Below are 20,301 nucleotides of genomic sequence, written 5' to 3' on the forward strand. Positions count from 1 at the left end.
TTTTTTTTGATTAGTAACCGTCGTTCTGCTCGATCAAAGTGTTTTGACGTTCGCGAAGCGGGATTGGCAAGACTTCGTTCTTGTTTGCTTGGAATCCGCGGTCAGAAAGCACAGTAGCTGCTCTTCCTGTACGAACAAGGTCAAACCAACGCCATCCTTCTCCGGCAAGTTCCAAACGACGCTCGTTGAAGATGTTTTGTTCTGTAGCTGCAATCGAAGGCAAACCTACGCGGCCGCGAACTGCATCCAACAACGCTTGTGCACGTGATGCGTCTCCGCCTCCGTTAACCAACGCTTCGGCTTCCATAAGGTACGTATCGGCCAAACGAACGATGTAAGTGTCTTGCTGGAAGTTGAGTTCTGCTGTTCCTCCACCGTCTGTTCTCTGAGAGTTGAGTGGCATGAACTTGCGCAGGAAATAACCTGTATCCATGTAAGCCGGAGCATAAGTAGCCTGAGCTCCAAGAGCCGGCATGCTTAGGATTGTAGAAGCAGCACGCGGATCTGTGCCCATGGCAGCTACCAATGAAGGTGTTACCGGGTTAAATGCCCAACCTGACCAGAAATCCGGAGCGGTTGAACCTGCCGGGCGTCCGTAGCCACGTGGCCCCACCATTTGGTTAAGACTGTTTCCTTCATCTGAAGAACTTCCCCAGTTATCCCAACTTGAATTACTCTTATTGGTGTGGTAAACCTCGACAATCGACTCTGTATTGAATTTATTGGTAACAGACCACAAAGATGCATAATTGTCGACTAGTTTGTAGCCGTACATACTTGTACCGCCCGGCGTTCCGTTAACGTCTGCGAACTGTCCGGCTGCTTGTGTCCATTTTTTCTGATACAAATACACTCTTCCCAAAAGTGCTTTCACCGCACCTTGCGTCAAACGCCCGGCTTCCGGAGAAATAACCTCAGGCGAAGCTGGAGCAGGAAGCGTGACAGGAAGATCAGCAAGAGCTGCCAACATTTCGGTTTCGATGAACGCGTAAACTTCCTCTGGAGAGTTTTGAGGTACGTCGAAAAGATCGGCAGTCTCCAAACGAGTCGTGATCAATGGAATGTTCTTGAAAAGCGTAACCAACTGGAAAAAGTAGTAAGCACGCAACGCTCTGGCTTCTGCCGTGAAACGCGTTCTTGTTGCTTCGTTGTTACCGAAATCGGCTTCCGGCATTTTAAGCAAAAGGATGTTGGCGCGTGTTACACCTGAATAATAGTCGTTCCAGAAACTTCCGGGAATGGTTGCTTCGTCGATCGTGTAGTTTGAGAAAGACTGCATTCCTGTTCCGTCAGTTGCTCCTCCGCCACCAGCGTAGAAATCATCTGAACCGGCGTTCATCATGGCAATCATATTCTCAAAACCGTTGGATTGCTTGCGCAATACATCGTAAACAGAAACGAGAGAACGGTAACATTGCTCTTCGTTCTTGTAGTAATTGTCTTCGAAGAAAGTTCCCTTAGGAGACACTTCGACAAAATCCTCGCTACAACTAGTGGACAAGAACAGCGCAGCCGTCATCGCCATAGTCAACTTGATAATTTTTGTTTTCATAGTCGTAATTTTTTAGAATTGTAGATTAACTCCCATCATGAAGCTACGGGCCTGTGGATAGTATCCTCTGTCGATACCCAACACGTTTCCTCCAATCTCCGGATCGAATCCTGTGTACTTCGTGAACGTGAACAAATTCTCACTCATTACATAGATTCTTGCTCTATCGAGGCCTGCTTTTGAAATAATGTCTTTAGAAATCGAGTAACCGACCTGAACAGTCTTGATTCTGAAATAATCGCCATCTTCAAGATAGAATGTAGACGGGTTACTGAAGTTTCTGTTGTTATCTGTAGTCGAAACTCTTGGATATGAGTTTGACGTTCCCTCACCTACCCAACGGTTCATGGCATTCGACTGCCAGTTGGCGTTTGTAAGGTCAAGACGACGCAAACCATTGTAGATTTGGTTTCCTGCCACACCTTGTCCGAAGATACTCAAATCGAAGTTTTTGTATTCCAGGTTCAAAGTAACACCATAAGTGTAGTCTGGAAGCGGTTTTCCGATAACCTTGCGGTCGTCACCGTTGATCTGTCCGTCGTTGTTCAAATCTCTCCATCTGAAATCTCCCGGAACCGCACCTGGCTGGATTGCTGTTCCACCCGGACCTACGTAAGAATCGATTTCGGCTTGATTTTGGAAAATACCGTCGGTAACGAATCCGTAGAATGCTCCGAATGACTCGCCCACTTGGTTACGTGAAATTTGGTAAGTTGACGATTGTACGTTCGCAACATCGTAGAAGTCTACGTCTGGAGCGATCGAGTTGATCCTGTTTTTGATCCAGGAAATGTTTCCGTTGAAACCGACTTTGAAATCACCGAAACTCTTGCGGTAACCCACTTCCAATTCAACTCCTTTGTTTTCTACTTCACCAAGGTTTGCCAAAGGACTGCTCAATCCTACATAACCAGGAATTGGCAATTCTCTCAAGATACCCGTAGTTTTCTTGTTGAAAACGTCAACTGTCAAGTTAATGTTGCCCAAGACTGTGATATCGGCAGCAATGTTTCTGTTTGTGGTTTCTTCCCATTTCAAGTTAGGGTTTGCCGGACGCACGACAGTGTTTCCGATGGTAACCGCTCCACCTGGGCCGAATTGGTAGTTATAACCTCCGTTGACCAAAGAAGCGTAACCGAAATCACCTGTTCTGTCGTTACCCGCAACACCATAACTTCCACGGATTTTCAATTGCGTCACCCATTTGTTTTCTGGCCAAAAACTTTCTTTGGTTGGAACCCATCCAATAGAGATCGAAGGGAAATTACCGAATTTGTTGTTTTCTCCGAATTTACTTGAACCATCGCGACGTATCAAAGCGCTAAGCAAGTATTTCTCTTTGAAATCATAAGTCAAACGAGCGAACAATGAAGTCAATTTTACATCAGGACTTGTGTAAGCGAATGTCGTTTGATCTTCGATTGGCACCGGAAAGTTGAATGATGCATCTTGCCAGCTGTCGATCGGCAAATTGAAAAAAGTCGTTCCTTGACCTTGTTCACCTTCCCAAACATAAGATCCCTGACCCAATAGGACCGCGAAGTTATGATCCTTGATGCTCTTTGTATAGCTTAAAGTATTCTCGACGCTCCAATAGAAGTTTGATCGCTTGTCACGTGAAAAATTGTTCTCAGTCGCACTCAAGATTGATGTGAGGTAGTACTCAGGAGTAAACGATTGGCTACCATAATAGGCTTGTTTTCCTGAAGCAGTCGTACGGAATTTCAAACCTGTGATAGGCTCGATTTCGATGTAGGCGTTACCTGTGAAGTTGTCAGCCCACCCGAAGTTACCCAAACGCGTTCTTTCGTAAGCCAGTGGGTTGGAAATCTCGTTTGCTACATATGGAGAGATTCCGTAAAGAACTCCTTGATCGTTGCGAACTGCACGTGGATTCGAATAAAACGGATTCGATGGATCTGGATTTGGTTCCAGAACCGGAGTGATTGGATCCAAGTTGATCGCAGATGCCAACGGACCACCGAATTCACTGTTCGTGTTTCCGATACCGACGTTTTTCTCGTGTGTGTACGAAGCGGTTTGTCCGAAACGGATGTATTTCGTGACTTTGTGTTCAGAGTTCAAACGGAACGTTTTTCTCTGGTAACGAGAAATTCCCGGCAAAACGATACCTTCCTGATCGATCAAACTGAAAGAGGCATAGAATGTAGATTTGTCAGTTCCGCCGCTGATGCTCAAATCGTGAGATTCTCTCATGGCGTTCTGGAAAATCTGATCTTGCCAGTCTGTTCCTCTACCGTAAGATTGCGGATTCGCGAACGGAATTCCGGATGGTGTACCGCCTCCGTTGAGATAAGCTTCATTTCTTAGAGTTGCATACTGCGTAGCATTCAAAACACCGACGCGACGCGACTCTTCCTGAAAACCTGCAAAACCATTATAGTTCACAGACAATTTTCCAGACTTACCTTTTTTAGTTGTAATTACGATAACTCCACCTGCTGCACGAGTACCGTAAACCGAGGCAGATGCATCTTTCAGCACTTCCATCGACTCGATATCGTATTGGTTGATGTACTGCACTGAACTTGCATCGACAAGAATTCCATCGACAACGTACAATGGGTTATTGTCATTAAGTGTAGTGATACCACGTACACGAACTGTAGCCGCAGAACCTGGCTGACCAGCATTCGCAGCGACAACCACACCTGATGTACGACCTTGAAGCGATTGCTCCACGCGCGTAACCGGTTGGTTTTCCAAATCTTGGGCCCTCACCTTGGAAATTGCGCCAGTAACGACACTCTTCTTTTGCGTACCGTAACCTACGACGACCACTTCGTCAAGGTTTTCGGAAGCCGACTTGATGTTGGCATTCACTATCGCCTGACCGTTTATGGCAAGCTCCAATGTTGTGTATCCGATAAAAGAATACACCAATGTTCCGTTCGAAGGAGCGGAAATTTGATAATTACCATCGATGTCTGTCATCGTGGCCGTTTGCGTTCCTTTTACAGTAACGGTTGTGCCCGGAACCGGCAAACCCGTCTCGTCAGTAACTTTACCTTTCACGTCGATGTTTTGAGCGTGTCCGATAAAGGAAAACAGAAGAGCCGAAATACAAAAAAATAGTACTTTTTTAAATTTCATTTTTCTGATTTTTTGGTTAGTTAATTATTGATTTGATACAATATTACAGAATAATTTTATAATTTAACAACAAGAATCCCTACAAAAACACATCAAAAAAGATTTTCTACCACTACAAAACCTTATCATTTTTTTTACAAGTTATTGTTTTTCAGAATATTATTTTTATTTTTACCGTGTTACAGAAATGTTAACTTTAACAAAATACCCTTACAAATCAAACCTCGATGAGATACAACGTTGTAGTTATTAATCCGTTAAAAATCACCAAAATACTGTTAAGGTCACGAAAAGGTTTTCGTAAAAATCTATACAACGTTTTCGCAATTTTATTCGCAATTATCGCCTCGGCCCAAATAAAAAATACCGGATTGCCTGACATAACAAACTTCAAAAGGACCGATTATAAAGCGGGAACGCAAAATTGGAGTGTAGCCCAAGACAAAAACGGAACGATGTACTTCGCAAACAATGAAGGTTTGCTGCAATTTGACGGATCGTCCTGGAACATCTTCAGACTTCCGAATAATACCGCAATCCGAAGTCTTGAAATTGCCGATGAGAAAATATTCGTAGGCGGCTACAATGAATTCGGATATTTTAAGGCCGACGACAAAGGCCGACTGAAATATACGTCACTGGCCTTGCTTGTGAACGCCAATCACCGCGCACAGATTGATTTGATCTGGAAAATCCACGCGCTGGATGGAAAAATCATATTCCAGTCTTTCGAGAAAAATTACATTTTTGACGGAAAAGTCCTTAGGCAGGCCGAGGCTCCCAATCGCTTCCAATTTTCGTTCGAAGTGAATGGCAAACTCATTTATCAGGACGTGGCTTCGGGACTTTTGGAATATGACAATGGCAACTTCGTACCGATTCCAAATACAGCTTCACTCAACTCCACCGAAGTTTGGGGAATAATTCCATTGACGCACGACCGCTGGCTGATCGCCACGATAGATGAAGGTCTATATTTATACGAAAAAGGGCAACTGTCGCCGTGGATTACCGAAGCCGACGCTTTCATGAAACGCAACAGTTGCCTCGGAGGCGAACTTATCTACAAGAACTTCATCATCCTGAATTCGGTTTTGGATGGCATTATAATCTGCGACCTAAACGGCAAGATCGTCCAACACATCAATCGCAAAAAAGGTCTTCAGAACAACACGATACTTTCGTCTTTCGTAGATCGCAAGAACAATTTATGGCTGGGCATGGACAACGGAATAACGTTTGTTAACGAGAGCTCGCCATTCACTTATTTTTCTTCGAGTTTCGATTTGAGCACGGTCTATGCTTCTGCAATTTTTGATGGGAATCTATACGTAGCGACCAACCAGGGATTGTTTTATCACAGCTGGACCAAACCTTTCAAGGAAGATTCTTTCAAACTCGTGCCCGGAACGACCGGTCAGGCGTGGAATATCCAAGTCATAGAAGGACAACTTTTTTGTGGGCACAACCGTGGCATGTTGCAGATCGAGAACAATCAGGTGGCGAAAAACTTAAATCCAAATGGATATTGGGGAATGAAGCCGATCCCGAATTCGGACGATCACTATATCGGATCCAACTACCAAGGTTTTTCGATTTTCAAGAAAACCGGCAACAACTGGACATTCGTGAATTATGTGGACGGACTCAACAAATCTGCAAACACTTTTGAGGTCGACGGAAACACGGTTTGGCTCAAAAAGGACAATTTCGTGTATCGGATGAAACTCAGTCGCGATTACAAAAAGTTCAGCTCGGTCAAGGTTTACGACGGACTCGAGGACGGCAAAAAGGGAATCGGAAGTATGCAAAGGCTAAACGGCACGATCTATTTCCAAACCGGAAACAAATTTTACACATACGCTCTCGACGTCGACGGATTCATCCCGAATGAAAAATACACCCAGATTTTCAAAAAGCTTCCAGTGGTGCGATTCGTGCAACAGGATAAACTCGGGAATCTTTGGTATGTTTTCGACAATTCCATGGGATTGCTCAAAAGGAAACCGAATGGATCGTATGAAAACACGCTCGCCGGACTTTCCAACCTCACCGGATATCTCGTAAGCGACTACGTATCGGTCAACGCCATCGACCAAAACGACATCCTCATCGGACTTACCGACGGACTTGCTCACTACGATTCGGCTTTGCTGAAATCGGAACCCAATAAACCTACTGCTTTCCTCAGAAGTTTTTCGTTTCCCGGAGATACGCTGCAATTGGCCGGAATCGGTGGAAAAATCAGGGCACACGAACTCAGTTACCGCTCGAACAACGTAAAATTCACTTTCGCCTCACCGTTGTACGAAAATCTCGAAAACGTAGAGTATTCGTATAAACTGGAAGGCTTCGACGAAAGATGGAGTCATTGGACGAACATGTCGGTGAAGGAATACACGAATTTGCGCGAAGGCGATTACAAAATGCTCGTAAAAGTCAGGAATTCTTACGGAATACAGTCTGACGCCACGAGTTTCGACTTTAGCATTTCACCACCTTGGTACCGCCACTGGCTCGCTTATGTGATTTACATCGGACTTGCCATTTTGTCGATTTATCTCATCCGTCGAAGAATCCGGGTGCAGATCAGACGAAACAGATACTTCGAGACCGTCGAACAGCGCAAAATTTATCTCGAGAAAGAAGCGCGCATCAGACAGGAACAATTCGAACTCGAAAAGGAAATCGAGCGACTTCAGAACGAAAAACTCAAATACAAAATCCTGTCAAAGGACAAAGAATTGGTAAACAACTCCTTACAAGTCGTAAAGAAAAACAAGGTATTGAACGGAATCATCAACAAGATGAAGGAAATCGATACGGAAACGTTGGACGAAGCCACGAAATTCCAATTCTCCAAACTCAACAAAAGCATCGCCAAAGAAGTCAATGCCGACAAAAGTTGGAGCGATCTCGAGAAGCACATCCGCAACGTGCATTTCGAGTTTCTCGTCAGGCTTAAGGACAAACACCCTGACATTACGCCTCGGGAACTGGATTTGTCCACATATCTTCTCATGAATATGTCGACGAAAGAGATTGCCGAAATCATGAATATCTCAAACGGAGGCGTCGAATTGGCGCGTTACAGACTTCGAAAAAAACTCAATCTTGAGAAGAAAGAAAATTTGACAGGCTATTTGATGCGGGTCTAACTTGGCAAATGCTCAACGAGCCTTTCGAGCGCCATGCCTCGCGAGCCTTTAATAAGCAACGTTTTGTGCGACAGATGATTATAGATGTTAGTTGCCAAAAAGGCGTCGAAATCCGGATAGAAGAACAGATTTTCGTCTGAAATTCTCGCTTCGTAAAAATCTTTCCCGATAAAATGCGTTTGGACTTCCTTGCCCGAAAGCAAATTCACGATTTGCGCATGTTCAAAAGCCGATTCTTCACCAAGCTCGAACATATCGCCCAAAATCATAAGTTTATTGGGTTTGTCCAACTGCAGAAAGTTCGCGATTGCCGCAGCCATACTGCTTGGATTCGCGTTGTAAGCGTCGAGTATGATCTCGCTTCCGGCCTTTGTCACGATTTGCGACCTGTTGTTTGACGGCACATATCCTTCGATTCCCGCTTTTATGTCGCGGGTTTCGACCTCAAAGTAACGTCCGATGCAAATTGCCGCGTTGATGTTGTTGGCATTGTACAATCCGATAAGGTGCGATCGGATCTGTTCGCCGTCGAAAGCGACTTTCACGAATGGATTCGCTTCTACATCTGAAATCTTCACATCGCCTTTCTCCAATCCGAAAGTGGATTTTTTGAGACTTTGTGTCTTCTCGACTTGGATTTCGTCTTCGAGATTGACGATAGCCGTTTTGGAATTCGCGCCCAAATAGTCGTAAAGTTCGCTTTTGCCTTTTATTACGCCTTCGGTTCCGCCAAAACCTTCGAGATGGGCTTTCCCGAAATTTGTGATGTAACCCAAATCTGGCTGTGCGATCGAGCAGAGAAATTCGATTTCTTTTTGATGGTTCGCTCCCATTTCGACGATTCCGATCTCGGTCGTTTTGTCAAAGGAAAGCAAAGTCAACGGAACGCCGATGTGGTTGTTCAGGTTTCCTACGGTCGCTCCCGTTTTGTATTTCTGCGACAGAACGGCGTTTATGAGTTCTTTGGTCGTGGTTTTTCCGTTGCTTCCGGTCAAGCCGACAATCGGAAGACCAAGAAAATTTCGATGGAAAGCCGAGAGTTCTTGCAGTGCGACCAAGCTATCTTCCACCAAAATCGTGCGATCGTCGAGCTTGTATTCCGGATTGTCGAGAAGGACAAACGACGCGCCTTTTTCCAAAGCTTCGGACGCAAATGTGTTCGCATCAAAACGCTCGCCTTTAATGGCGACAAACATCGAATTCGGACTGATTTTTCGAGTGTCAATCGATACGCCCGAGGTTTTGAGAAACAATTCGTGGATTTCCGGAATACTCATATACATAAAAAAAAGAAAGCCCTAAAATAGGGCTTTCGTATCATTTCGCAATCATAAATTAGTTATGTCTTGCTCTTTTCTTTTTGTCAGATTTTGGACCGACTCTTGACATTGCACAACGGAATCCGATGTAATCTGTCGCCATGTCCTGAGGGAAGTATCTTCTTTGAGCAGGATCGAGCCAGTAAGCGCGGTCTCTCCAAGAACCTCCTTTGTAAACACGAACGTCATCGTTGATCAAAGTAGTTCTTTTGTTTGACTTGTCGTAAGCGCGAACCATGTTACCCAAACTGTCGGCAGAAACGTTGTGCTCCGGTGAGTCATACATTTGTCCGCTGTTTGCAGGTTTTGCTTTGTCTTTGTCTGCATCTTCCGCTCCGATATCGAAATAACGAGTAGACTGCTTGTCTCCATCGCGGTAGTTACGGTTGTCAGACTTGTCGAAGTTCACACGAAGGTAAGTCTCTTTCTCGTCTACAGGAACTCTTGCGATTTCTCCAGGGAAGTTTCTAGCGATGATCTTTCCGTTAGAAAGCGTGTCGTATTTTACAGTTTCAGATGTTACGATCTCAACTTTTCCGTCTTCACCGATTTTGTTCTTGGTGTAAACGTTACCACGGTAATAGTTGAAGTCACTTACTTCGTCGTCAACGATTGGACGATAGACGTCGGCAACCCATTCTGCAACGTTTCCAGCCATGTCGTAAAGACCGAAGTCGTTTGGCGGGTAAGATTTCACAGCGTTGGTGATATCGGCACCGTCATCTGACCAACCAGCGATTCCGCCGTAGTCACCTTTTCCTTGCTTGAAGTTAGCCAATTGATCACCACGCACCTGACGCTTGCCAGAACGTGTGTAGCTACCAGACCATGGATATTTCTTTTGCCCTTTGTAGATGTTGTATTCGCGTTGACCTACATCGGCAGCAGCGGCATATTCCCACTCTGCTTCGGTTGGTAGGCGATACTCAGGAAGGATAAGTCCTGATGTTCTTTGGGCGTAAACGTTTTTAGGATCTGATGTAGAACCGTCGGCGTTTTTCGTTCCTTGTGGCTTGGAACGTCCGTTTGCTCCTCTTTTCAGAACAAGATCTTCGTTACCGCCGTATGTTTTTGTTGGAGCTGCCAAATAAGTTTCGGTAGAGAATGAACTCTCTGGAGTCGAAGCCAACTTAGCGTCTTTTTTCAAATACTTTTGATCTTCAAGTGTCTTTTCGTTGACACGATCCGTTCTCCATTTGCTGAATTCTACAGCCTGGATCCAGTTTACACCAACTACAGGATAGTTTGCGTAAGCCGGGTGACGAAGATAGTTGTTCGTCATTGTTTCGTTGTATCCGAGACGGTTTCTCCAAACCAAAGTATCGGGACAAGCACCTTCGTAAATGTGCTGATAATTCTCCTGTTCTGGCGGGAAAACGCGTTTCAACCAGTCAAGATATTCCATGTACATAAGGTTCGTGACCTCGGTTTCGTCCATGTAGAATGACTGCACGTGCTGCTGATTTGGGGAGTTGTTCCAGTCGTGCATGATGTCGTCCTGAACCTTACCCATGGTAAAAGTTCCGCCTTCAACCATTACAAGGCCAGGAGCAGTAGCCTGCTTCTTGAACTTCGAGTTGTACTGAAAGCCGCCTTTTTTGTCGTTGATTTTCCATCCCGTAGCACTAGATGTGTTCTTAGAGCTGTTGCTCTTGCTACAAGAAGCAAACCCGACCACTATTACCGAAGCCAGTAACAGTCTGATAGCCATAATTTTGTTTACTTTCATACTTTAGTAGGTGTAAATTTCGTGGCGCAATATAATAACAAATCGTTAAACTGCAACACATCGTTGAAAATTAATCGCTTTTCATCGGCTTTTCCTGCCGCATAATCGTTGAAAACGCATTTTCATTTGAATTATTATATGTTATGTCTTAAATAAATTATTTTTACAAACGGTAATAATTCGCGCCCGTATGCGTTACTACTTCTGATGAAAAAAGCCGTACTCTTCCTAATATTTTTAACGTCAACCTTTTGCATTGCCCAACAATCCGGAACGGCAACACTGCAATGGAAAAACGTCTCCATTTACCGCGACGGCGACTTCAAGATCAACATCCCGCAGTTCACTTCGGCCAACATGGTAGTCGATGCCGGCAGCCGCGTATTGCTTTACAAACTTTCGCTTCTGCAGAACAGTCCGGTCAATCCTTCGTCCTTACAGATAACCAATGCTGTCTACGAGCCGATGGCCGCCAGCGAACTCGGCGACCTCAAAACAGCGAATATTCCCACACAGCAAAAATCGGTATTGAAGAGCAAAAGCGCCCGCGACCAATTTTTTGCGATAATTTCCTTGCATCCTATTATTAAGGAGAACGGCGGATACAAGAAACTAGTATCGTTCAATTACGGTTTTTCCAACGGAAATGCCGCGCGTCCGCAAATCTCGCAATCGGTCAATGCCGTGACGAATTCGGTTTTGGCAACAGGCGACTGGTATCGTTTTTATGTCGAAAAATCGGGCGTCTACAAAATCTCGAGAAGCTTTTTGAGCAGTTTGGGAATGAGCACGAACGTCGATCCCCGAAAGATCAAGATTTACGGAAATGGCGGACAGATGTTGCCGCTTCTCAATTCCGAAACACCATCATATGACCTTGAGGAAAATGCCATCACGGTCGTAGGAGAAACCGATGGAAGTTTCGACTCAGGCGACTATATCCTGTTTTACGCCGAAGCTACCGACAACTGGAACGAGGACAGCCAGACGCACATCAACCAATTTTCAGATCGCTCCTATTATTATGTGACCGCAAAAGGCGATAACGGCAAACGCATAGGCGCAGCGGCGCAACCTGCTTCCCCGTCGACGAATTTTACCGATTTTGAGGATTACCAATATCACGAAAAGGATCTCGTAAACATCGTGAGACTGGGACGCCGTTGGTTTGGCGAACAATTCAACATCGAGAACGAACAGGAATTCGAGTTCAAGTTTCCCGGCGTTGTCGCTTCTTCTCCGGCAACTGTAAACATATTTGCAGCGGCCGCCGCTTACACAGTCACGAATTTCGAAGTGCAGTCGAACGGGCAATCGATAGGAACACTTCCGCTTAGCCAGATTTTCACCGAAAGCAGCACGCATGCCACGATAGGACAACTTACTGCGTCCACTACGGCTTCCGAAACCATCAAGATCAAGCTGAATTACAACAACAACGGCGTTCCGGGTTCTTTGGCTTATTTGGATTTCATCACCGTAAAAGCCAGGCGAACGCTTAAAGGTTACGGAAAACAATATCGTTTTACGGCAAACAATTCGGCGGCGACCGGAGTTGGACAATACCAATTTTCGGGCGCAAGTGCGATTCCCGAAGTTTGGGACGTGACCGATTTGTACAACGCCACGAAAGTAAACAATGCCACAGGAGCGACTTTCTCGTTTACAGCCAGTTTGGGCGACACCCGAAAATACGTCGTTCTGGACAATGCCGATTTCTACTCGCCAAAAAAAGAATCGCGGTCGAAAGTGGCCAATCAAGACATAAAAGGCACGATTTTCAAGAATCAGCAAGGACAGTTCGCCGACGTCGATTACCTGATCGTCACACCTGCGAATCTTAGCGGTCAAGCCGAAAAACTCGCCAATTTCCATAGGAATTATTCGGCATTGAACGTGAAAGTCGTGACGCTGGAATCGATCTATCAGGAATTTTCTTCCGGAAAGCAAGATGTGGCCGCGATTCGGAATTTGGCGCATTACGTTTATTGGAACGCTTCTTCGGCAGACAAACGCCTCAAATACATTTGCCTTTTCGGGGATGGCTCGTTCGATTTCAAAAACCGAATCCCGAACAACACCAACGTCGTGCCTTGTTATCACACGATAAATTTCCAGTACACGAACGAAAGTGGTTTCGTCACCGATGATTTCTTCGGGATGATGGATGCCGACGAAGGAAGACTCGACGGCTACAACACAGGATTGGACCTCGGTGGAATCGACATAGCTTGCGGAAGAATCATCGCCAACGACGCAACCCAAGCCGACGAACTCGTCACCAAAATCATCGACTATCACGACCTCAAATCTTACGGGGCGTGGCGAAACAACTACATGTTGGTAGCGGATGATGCCGACGACAACCAGGACGACCAACTCCAGGAGCGCCAGGACCAACTTTCAGCGAGTATCACAACTTCGAAGCCTTTTCTCAACATAGAAAAAATCTACCTCGATTCTTACGAACAGGAAACAGCTGCCGGCGGTGCGCGCTACCCAAAAGCCCGACAGGATTTGTTCAATGCTTTCGAAAAAGGTGCCCTGATCTTCAACTATCTCGGCCACGGCGGCGAAGACGGACTTTCGGCAGAACGCGTCTGGATTAAAGAAGATGGGCAAAATTTGAGCAACCGTTACAAATACCCGTTATTCATCACGATCACTTGCGAATTTTCGCGTTTCGACAATCCCTATCGCCCGACTGCCGGAGAATACACTTTCTGGAATCCTCGAGGCGGAGCGGTTTCGATGATCACGACCGTCCGTTCTATCGGGCAAGGCGCGGCTCAGAACTTCAACGACACTTTGTCGGCTTACCTTTTGTCTTACGTAAACGGAAATTCGAACACTTACGTTTCCATTGCGGAAGCTTTGCGTTTGGCGAAAACCGCGTCCCAAAGCATTTCGCTGAACACGAATATCATAACCTTTTTGGGCGATCCGGCGATGATGTTGTCGATTGCCAAGCCGCAAATCCGCTTGACGAAAGTGAACGACATTCCGGTTACGGGAACGATTCCTGATTTCCAATCACTTGCTTACGTGAAATTGTCGGGCGAGATTGCCGACGAATTCAACAATCCGCTTCCAAACTATACGGGCGAACTTACCGTAAATGTATATGACAAGGAAATCCAGCGCACCACGCTGAACAACGACAATTTGGGAAGCATCATGAATTTCGCGACGTTGGGAGAAACGATTTTCCGCGGAAATGCGACGGTTGCCAACGGACAATTCGAGGTCGGATTCGTCGTTCCGCGTGACATTCGCGTGCCTGTCGGAAACGGGCGCATCAGTTTCTACGCCAAGCGGAACCTGATCTTGCTTGACAAAACCGGATTCGACACGACGATCAAAGTTGGCGGAATCAATCCGAACGCTGCCGTGGACAACATCGGCCCGACCGCAAAACTTTACATGAACGACCAGACTTTCGTAAACGGAGGAATCACGAACGAAAACCCGATTTTCCTGGCGTTTCTTGAGGACGAAAACGGAATAAATACCGCGAGCGGCATCGGACACGACATTGTGGCAATTCTCGACGGAGACGAGGCGAATCCTTACATACTGAACGATTACTACGAGGCCGAACTCGACAATTACAAGAAAGGCTCGGTGCGTTATCCTTTCCGAAATCTGGCAAAAGGATTGCACACGATCACATTCAAGGCTTGGGATGTTTACAACAACCCGATTACCGCCGAGATACAATTTATCGTCGTCGGAGATGATAAAATCACGCTTACGAACGTTCTTAATTATCCGAATCCGTTCACGACTTACACCCAATTCTGGTTTTCCCACAACAAACCTTTCGAACCGTTGGACGTTCAGGTTCAAGTGATGACCGTTACCGGAAAGGTCGTCTGGACGAAAAACCAGGTCGTCAATACCGAAGGTTTTCTCTCGCGGGAACTCACTTGGGACGGAAAAGACGATTTTGGGGACAGGATCGGAAAAGGCGTCTATATCTACAAGTTGACCGTAAAATCGACGCTCACCAACACCAAATCTGAAAAGATCGAGAAACTTGTGATACTTTAATAAAATACTATATTTGTTAATTCCAATTCCTAGATAAGAATGAGAAAAATTGCTATTTCCCTACTTTGTTTGTTCGCCATACAGCTAGTTCATTCACAAGTTCCCGCAGAAGAACCAAGAGTCATCACGACCGGAGTTCCTTTCCTTTTGATTGCCGCCGATGCGCGTTCTGCCGGTTTGGCCGACCAAGGTGTAGCGACTTCACCGGACGCATTCTCGATGCAATACAACCCGGCGAAATTCGCGTTTTCATCTGACAGACAAGGTTTTTCGATGAACTACACGCCTTATCTTACAGAACTCGTAAACGACATTTCATTAGGGCAAATCACTTACTTCAACCGTTTTGACGAACGTATGGCTTTTGCCGGAAGTTTGCGTTATTTCTCGTTGGGAGAAATCGAACTACGCCAGAATTTCGACGATCCGGCGCAAGTCGTAAAACCGAATGAGCTCGCACTCGACTTGGGTTATGCGTTGAAACTTGACGACCGATTCTCAATGTCGGTTGCCGCGAGATACATTCGATCTGCACTTAAAATTCCATCTGAAAACAACGACATTAAACCGGCGAATTCTTTCGCGGTAGACATTTCCGGTTATTACCAATCGGAAGAAATCGCTTACAACGACTTTAACGGACGCTGGAGATTCGGATTCAATTTCCAGAACCTTGGCCCGAAAATCCGCTACGATATTACGGAAGATGACACGAATGCGAACTTCTTGCCGGCCAACTTGAGAATCGGTACCGGTTTTGACTTCATCCTCGACGATTACAACAAAGTTACCGCGAGTGTCGAATTCACGAAATTGCTTGTTCCGACGCCTCAAATCCCAGATTACCGCGACATCGACGGTGACGGAACGATTTCCAACCAGGAAATCAACGAAGCCCAAATCGCAAACAACGAAGATTACCGCAGCATCAACTGGGTTTCGGGTATTTTCAAATCGTTCGGCGACGCTCCGGGCGGATTCAAGGAAGAATTACAGGAGGTCACCTATTCTGTCGGAGCCGAATACACTTATCAGGATTCCTTCGCTTTCCGTTTGGGTTACTTCAATGAAAACAAGGAAAAGGGCGCGAGAAAGTACGCGACGCTTGGAGCCGGTTTCAGATACAACATCGTCAAGATCGACGTTTCTTATCTTTTCTCGACCTCGCAGGTGCGCAACCCGCTTGAAAACACACTTCGCTTCTCGCTTTCTTTCAACTTTGGGGAGAAATGGGACGAAAACTAGAATTGACATAACACAAAATACGAATCCAAATTTCCGAAAGGTTGTTTGGATTTTTTTGTGATAAGACAAAAAGATAATAGACTGATAGATAATAGACTGATAGACAACAGACTGATAGATAATAGACTGATAGATAATAGACCAATTGGATGAAAGAGATTAGCATTACCACTTCGTTTCTGGCTTTTGATTCGACAGATGAACTTCCGGCGGACGTTGCCGATTTGATGACACAGGCCGTCGCCGCTAGAAAGAACGCCTATGCACCTTATTCGCATTTTCGGGTCGGTGTTGCCATTGCACTTGACAACGGCAAGATCGTGATCGGGTCGAATCAGGAGAACGCGGCTTATCCGTCAGGGCTTTGCGCCGAAAGGGTTGCCGTTTTCCATTCCGGAGCGACTTATCCGGATGCGAAGATTCTCAAGATGGCGATATCGGCCGCATCGGACACAAATCCTACGAAAGCGCCAATTCCGCCTTGCGGTGCTTGCAGGCAATCGATTGCCGAGTATGAAATCCGTCAGGACAGCCCGATCGAGATTTACTTTATGGGCGAAACCGGACAGGTTTTCAAATCGGATTCACTCAAAAATCTGCTGCCATTCACGTTTGACAAAAACTTCCTGTAAAGCAAAAAATTACACTTCTTTAAATTTTTGAGACTGGTCGGAAAACCTTATTTTTGCTCTTCGCAAATTTGTGTGTGAGGCAACCCTTTTGCGTTTACTTTAGAAATACAAACCACACTAATCGTTTAGCTTAATTTTCAAATGAAAGAAGTAACTAAAGACGTATATCTGAAATGGTATGAAGAAATGCTGTTCTGGAGGAAGTTCGAAGACAAACTCGCAGCGCTCTACATCCAACAAAAAGTAAGAGGATTTCTTCACCTATACAATGGCCAGGAAGCGGTTTTGGCCGGTGCGCTTCACGCCATGGACTTGTCCAAAGATAAAATGATCACGGCTTACCGCAACCACGTCCAGCCAATCGGAATGGGCGTCGATCCTAAAAAAGTCATGGCAGAATTGCTTGGAAAGGTCGACGGAACTTCGAAGGGAATGGGCGGATCGATGCACATCTTCTCTAAAGAAAAAGGTTTTTATGGCGGACACGGAATCGTCGGGGCGCAAATCCCGGTTGGTGCCGGTATCGCTTTCGCCGATAAATATTTCAATACGGGCGGCGTTACTTTGACTTACTTCGGAGACGGAGCCGCGCGTCAAGGCTCTTTGCACGAAGCTTTCAACATGGCTATGTTGTGGAAACTTCCGGTGGTTTTCATCGTGGAGAACAACGGATACGCGATGGGAACTTCCGTAGAAAGAACTGCAAATCACACAGATATCTGGAAATTGGGTCTTGGCTACGAAATGCCATGTGGCCCGGTCGACGGAATGAATCCCGTGAAAGTTGCCGAAGCGATGCACGAAGCCATCGAGCGCGCACGTCGTGGAGATGGTCCGACTTTCCTCGAAATGAAAACATACCGTTACCGCGGACACTCTATGAGCGACGCCCAACTTTACCGTTCGAAAGACGAGGTTGAAGAATACAAGAAAATCGACCCTATCACTCAGGTTCTTGACGTGATCAAAGACCAAAAGTTCGCCACGGACGAAGAAATTGCAGCGATGGACGAGCGCGTGAAAAACCTCGTTGAAGAATGTGAAAAATTCGCCGAAGCATCTCCGTTCCCGGAAGTGCAACAGCTTTACGACGTGGTTTACGAGCAAGAAAACTATCCATTTATCCCACACAGACTCTAATATATGGCAACAGTAGTAACTATGCCGCGCCTTTCGGATACCATGACGGAAGGAACTGTGGCGACTTGGCTCAAGAAAGTGGGCGACAAGATATCCGAAGGTGATATTTTGGCAGAAATCGAGACAGATAAAGCAACGATGGAATTCGAATCTTTCAATTCCGGAACGCTTTTGCATATTGGAATCCAGGCTGGCGAAACTGCTGCCGTAGATTCACTTTTGGCTGTTATTGGTGAGGAAGGCGAAGACATTTCGGCACTTCTTGCCGGTGGCGGAAAAGCCGAAGAACCGAAAAAAGAGGAAGCTAAATCGGAAGAGAAGTCTGAGGAGAAGAAATCGGAGGAAGAAAGCAAACCTGCAGCCGAAGCCGAGACAAAATCGGAAGACAAAAAAGACGAACCAAAGGCAGAAAGCGCTGCATCGGCATCTCTGCCAAAAGGCGTTACTGTGGTTACCATGCCGCGTCTGTCAGATACGATGACTGACGGAACTGTCGCAACCTGGTTGAAAAAAGTCGGCGATAAAGTTTCTGAAGGCGACATTCTCGCGGAAATCGAAACCGATAAAGCGACCATGGAATTCGAATCTTTCCAAGCCGGAACTTTGCTTGCCATTGGCGTAAACGAAGGCGAAACTGCGCCGGTCGATTCACTTTTGGCCATCATCGGACCTGAAGGAACGGACGTAAGCGGAGTTGCCGAAAACTTCAAGAAAGGTGGAGCAGCTCCGGCAGCAACATCCGACGAGAAAGAAGAACCGAAAGCCGAAGCGAGGTCTGAAGAAAAATCGGAAACGAAATCTGAAGAGAAAACGGAATCTACCGAGACCCGAGGCGCAGCCGAATCGAGCGAAGCTAAATCGGAAGCACCTGTCGAGGTTGTGTCTGACGGTAAACGCATCTTCATTTCTCCTTTGGCCAAGAAAATCGCCGAGGAAAAAGGTATAAATATTTCCCAGGTAAAAGGTTCGGGCGAAAACGGTCGTATCGTGAAATCTGATATCGAGAACTTCAAGCCTGCCGCTGCGACTGCATCTGCTCCAGCTGCTGCCACCGAAGCTCCAAAAACGGAAGCCGCTGCCGCGAAACCTTTCGTTCCGGCCGGAGAAACTTATACAGAGGAAATCAAGAATTCGCAAATGCGCAAGACGATTGCGCGTCGCTTGAGCGAGTCGAAATTCACGGCTCCGCATTACTACCTCACGATCGAGCTCGATATGGACAACGCGATTGCCGCGAGAAACCAAATCAACGCGCTTCCTGACACCAAAGTTTCGTTCAACGACATGGTGATCAAAGCTTGCGCGATGGCGCTTAAAAAGCATCCGAAAGTGAATTCACAGTGGAAAGACGATGTGACTTTGATCCATCACCACGTGAACATTGGCGTTGCTGTAGCCGTTGAAGACGGATTGCTTGTTCCGGTGTTGAAATTCGCCGATCAGCAAACGTTGACGCAAATAGGATCTAACGTGAAAGACGTTGCCGGACGCGCGAAAAACAAGAAATTGCAACCTGCAGAAATGGACGGAAGTACTTTTACGGTCTCTAACCTTGGTATGTTCGGGATTTCCGAGTTTACGTCAATCATCAACCAACCGAACTCTGCCATCCTTTCAGTAGGCGCAATCAAGGAGCAACCGGTGGTGAAAAACGGACAAATCGTTGTCGGAAATGTCATGAAAGTGACGCTCGCCTGCGATCATAGAACCGTTGACGGAGCGACTGGAGCGCAATTCCTGCAAACGTTGAAACAATACATCGAAAATCCGGTCACGATGTTGGCCTAATTCCAGATGTCCTTGCATAAAAAATCCCGCTCGAAAGGCGGGATTTTTATTTATAGGCGTTTTTCTATTCTGTGGTGATGAACATGCCGTCGCGTTTGACCTTAACCGAGGTCGATGTGGCAGGTGCTACTGGCTTTTCCTGAATTGGTTCTACAATCTTCAAAGGCGCTTTTGACTTGACTTTGATCACGGTCTTTCTCAAGGGTTTCACGGTTGGCTTGTCGAAAGAGGAAAACAATTCCTGAGCCTGGGCCAAAATTTTCTCCGATATACTGAACAAAACCGAAGGAGCGGGAACTTCCTTGGAAAACCCTTGCATTCCTACGAAAAGCGTAGCTACAACCAACAATTTTTTCATGAGTGACACAGTTTGCCCAAATATATTGAATTTGCGGTAATGTTCGCCTTTTGAGATAGTTAATATTTCCACGACACTGTCGGTCCTAATTCTTGATTTCGGATTTTTGGGCGTGCCGGCGGCGGTTTTTCAGGTGCGGTTGCGGTAGCAGCGACAGCTTTTTCGGGTGGTCGCATTTTCTGGAAGCCGCCGTCGGGCTATCCGCTGTATCTT

At 46.1% G+C, this 20,301-nt stretch carries 11 protein-coding genes; 6 read left to right on the forward strand and 5 right to left on the reverse strand.

Features of this window, described 5'->3' with window-relative positions; translation table 11 throughout:
* Positions 1-10 precede the first annotated feature (10 nt).
* Positions 11-1,552, reverse strand: coding sequence for a RagB/SusD family nutrient uptake outer membrane protein (locus tag EOO49_RS14435; protein WP_290846908.1), 1,542 nt, complete (start codon positions 1,550-1,552; stop codon positions 11-13).
* 12 nt (positions 1,553-1,564) lie between these two features.
* A complete protein-coding gene (locus EOO49_RS14440; RefSeq protein ID WP_290846910.1) occupies positions 1,565-4,666 on the reverse strand; it encodes a TonB-dependent receptor in 3,102 nt (1,033 codons plus the stop codon).
* A gap of 371 nt (positions 4,667-5,037) precedes the next feature.
* Between EOO49_RS14440 and EOO49_RS14445 the strand changes: the two genes are divergently transcribed.
* Complete coding sequence (locus EOO49_RS14445) at positions 5,038-7,824, forward strand: triple tyrosine motif-containing protein (protein WP_290846912.1); 2,787 nt, start codon at positions 5,038-5,040, stop codon at positions 7,822-7,824.
* Here the strand turns inward: EOO49_RS14445 and murF are convergent.
* Both murF and gldJ read right to left on the reverse strand, forming a co-directional pair.
* Positions 7,821-9,101: a UDP-N-acetylmuramoyl-tripeptide--D-alanyl-D-alanine ligase gene (gene murF, locus EOO49_RS14450; RefSeq protein WP_290846914.1), complete on the reverse strand. Its 1,281-nt coding sequence runs from the start codon at positions 9,099-9,101 to the stop codon at positions 7,821-7,823. The genes EOO49_RS14445 and murF overlap by 4 nt on opposite strands.
* A 58-nt stretch (positions 9,102-9,159) precedes the next feature.
* Positions 9,160-10,872, reverse strand: a complete 1,713-nt coding sequence (gene gldJ / locus EOO49_RS14455; protein WP_290846916.1) for a gliding motility lipoprotein GldJ — start codon at positions 10,870-10,872, stop codon at positions 9,160-9,162.
* A 207-nt stretch (positions 10,873-11,079) separates the two neighbouring features.
* Between gldJ and porU the strand changes: the two genes are divergently transcribed.
* From porU to EOO49_RS14480, 5 genes are all read left to right on the forward strand, one after another.
* Positions 11,080-14,925 carry a type IX secretion system sortase PorU gene (porU, locus tag EOO49_RS14460; protein WP_290846918.1) on the forward strand — a complete coding sequence of 1,282 codons (3,846 nt, stop codon included), beginning with the start codon at positions 11,080-11,082 and terminating at the stop codon, positions 14,923-14,925.
* 39 nt (positions 14,926-14,964) lie between these two features.
* Positions 14,965-16,170 (forward strand): type IX secretion system outer membrane channel protein PorV, encoded by a 1,206-nt coding sequence (porV, locus tag EOO49_RS14465; RefSeq protein WP_290846920.1) that lies wholly within the window; start codon positions 14,965-14,967, stop codon positions 16,168-16,170.
* Between the two features lie 149 nt (positions 16,171-16,319).
* Complete coding sequence (gene cdd / locus EOO49_RS14470; RefSeq protein WP_290846922.1) at positions 16,320-16,802, forward strand: cytidine deaminase; 483 nt, start codon at positions 16,320-16,322, stop codon at positions 16,800-16,802.
* Positions 16,803-16,943: 141 nt separating this feature from the next.
* Positions 16,944-17,942 (forward strand): pyruvate dehydrogenase (acetyl-transferring) E1 component subunit alpha, encoded by a 999-nt coding sequence (pdhA, locus tag EOO49_RS14475; protein ID WP_290846924.1) that lies wholly within the window; start codon positions 16,944-16,946, stop codon positions 17,940-17,942.
* Between the two features lie 3 nt (positions 17,943-17,945).
* On the forward strand, positions 17,946-19,730 hold the full coding sequence (locus EOO49_RS14480) for a pyruvate dehydrogenase complex dihydrolipoamide acetyltransferase (protein ID WP_290846926.1): 1,785 nt from the start codon (positions 17,946-17,948) through the stop codon (positions 19,728-19,730).
* Between the two features lie 64 nt (positions 19,731-19,794).
* On the opposite strand, the gene EOO49_RS14485 is transcribed toward EOO49_RS14480, so the two are convergent.
* Positions 19,795-20,088, reverse strand: a complete 294-nt coding sequence (locus tag EOO49_RS14485) for a hypothetical protein (RefSeq protein ID WP_290846927.1) — start codon at positions 20,086-20,088, stop codon at positions 19,795-19,797.
* Positions 20,089-20,301: the final 213 nt, after the last annotated feature.

The organism is Flavobacterium sp., assembly GCF_004295795.1.
Lineage (GTDB): Bacteria > Bacteroidota > Bacteroidia > Flavobacteriales > Flavobacteriaceae > Flavobacterium.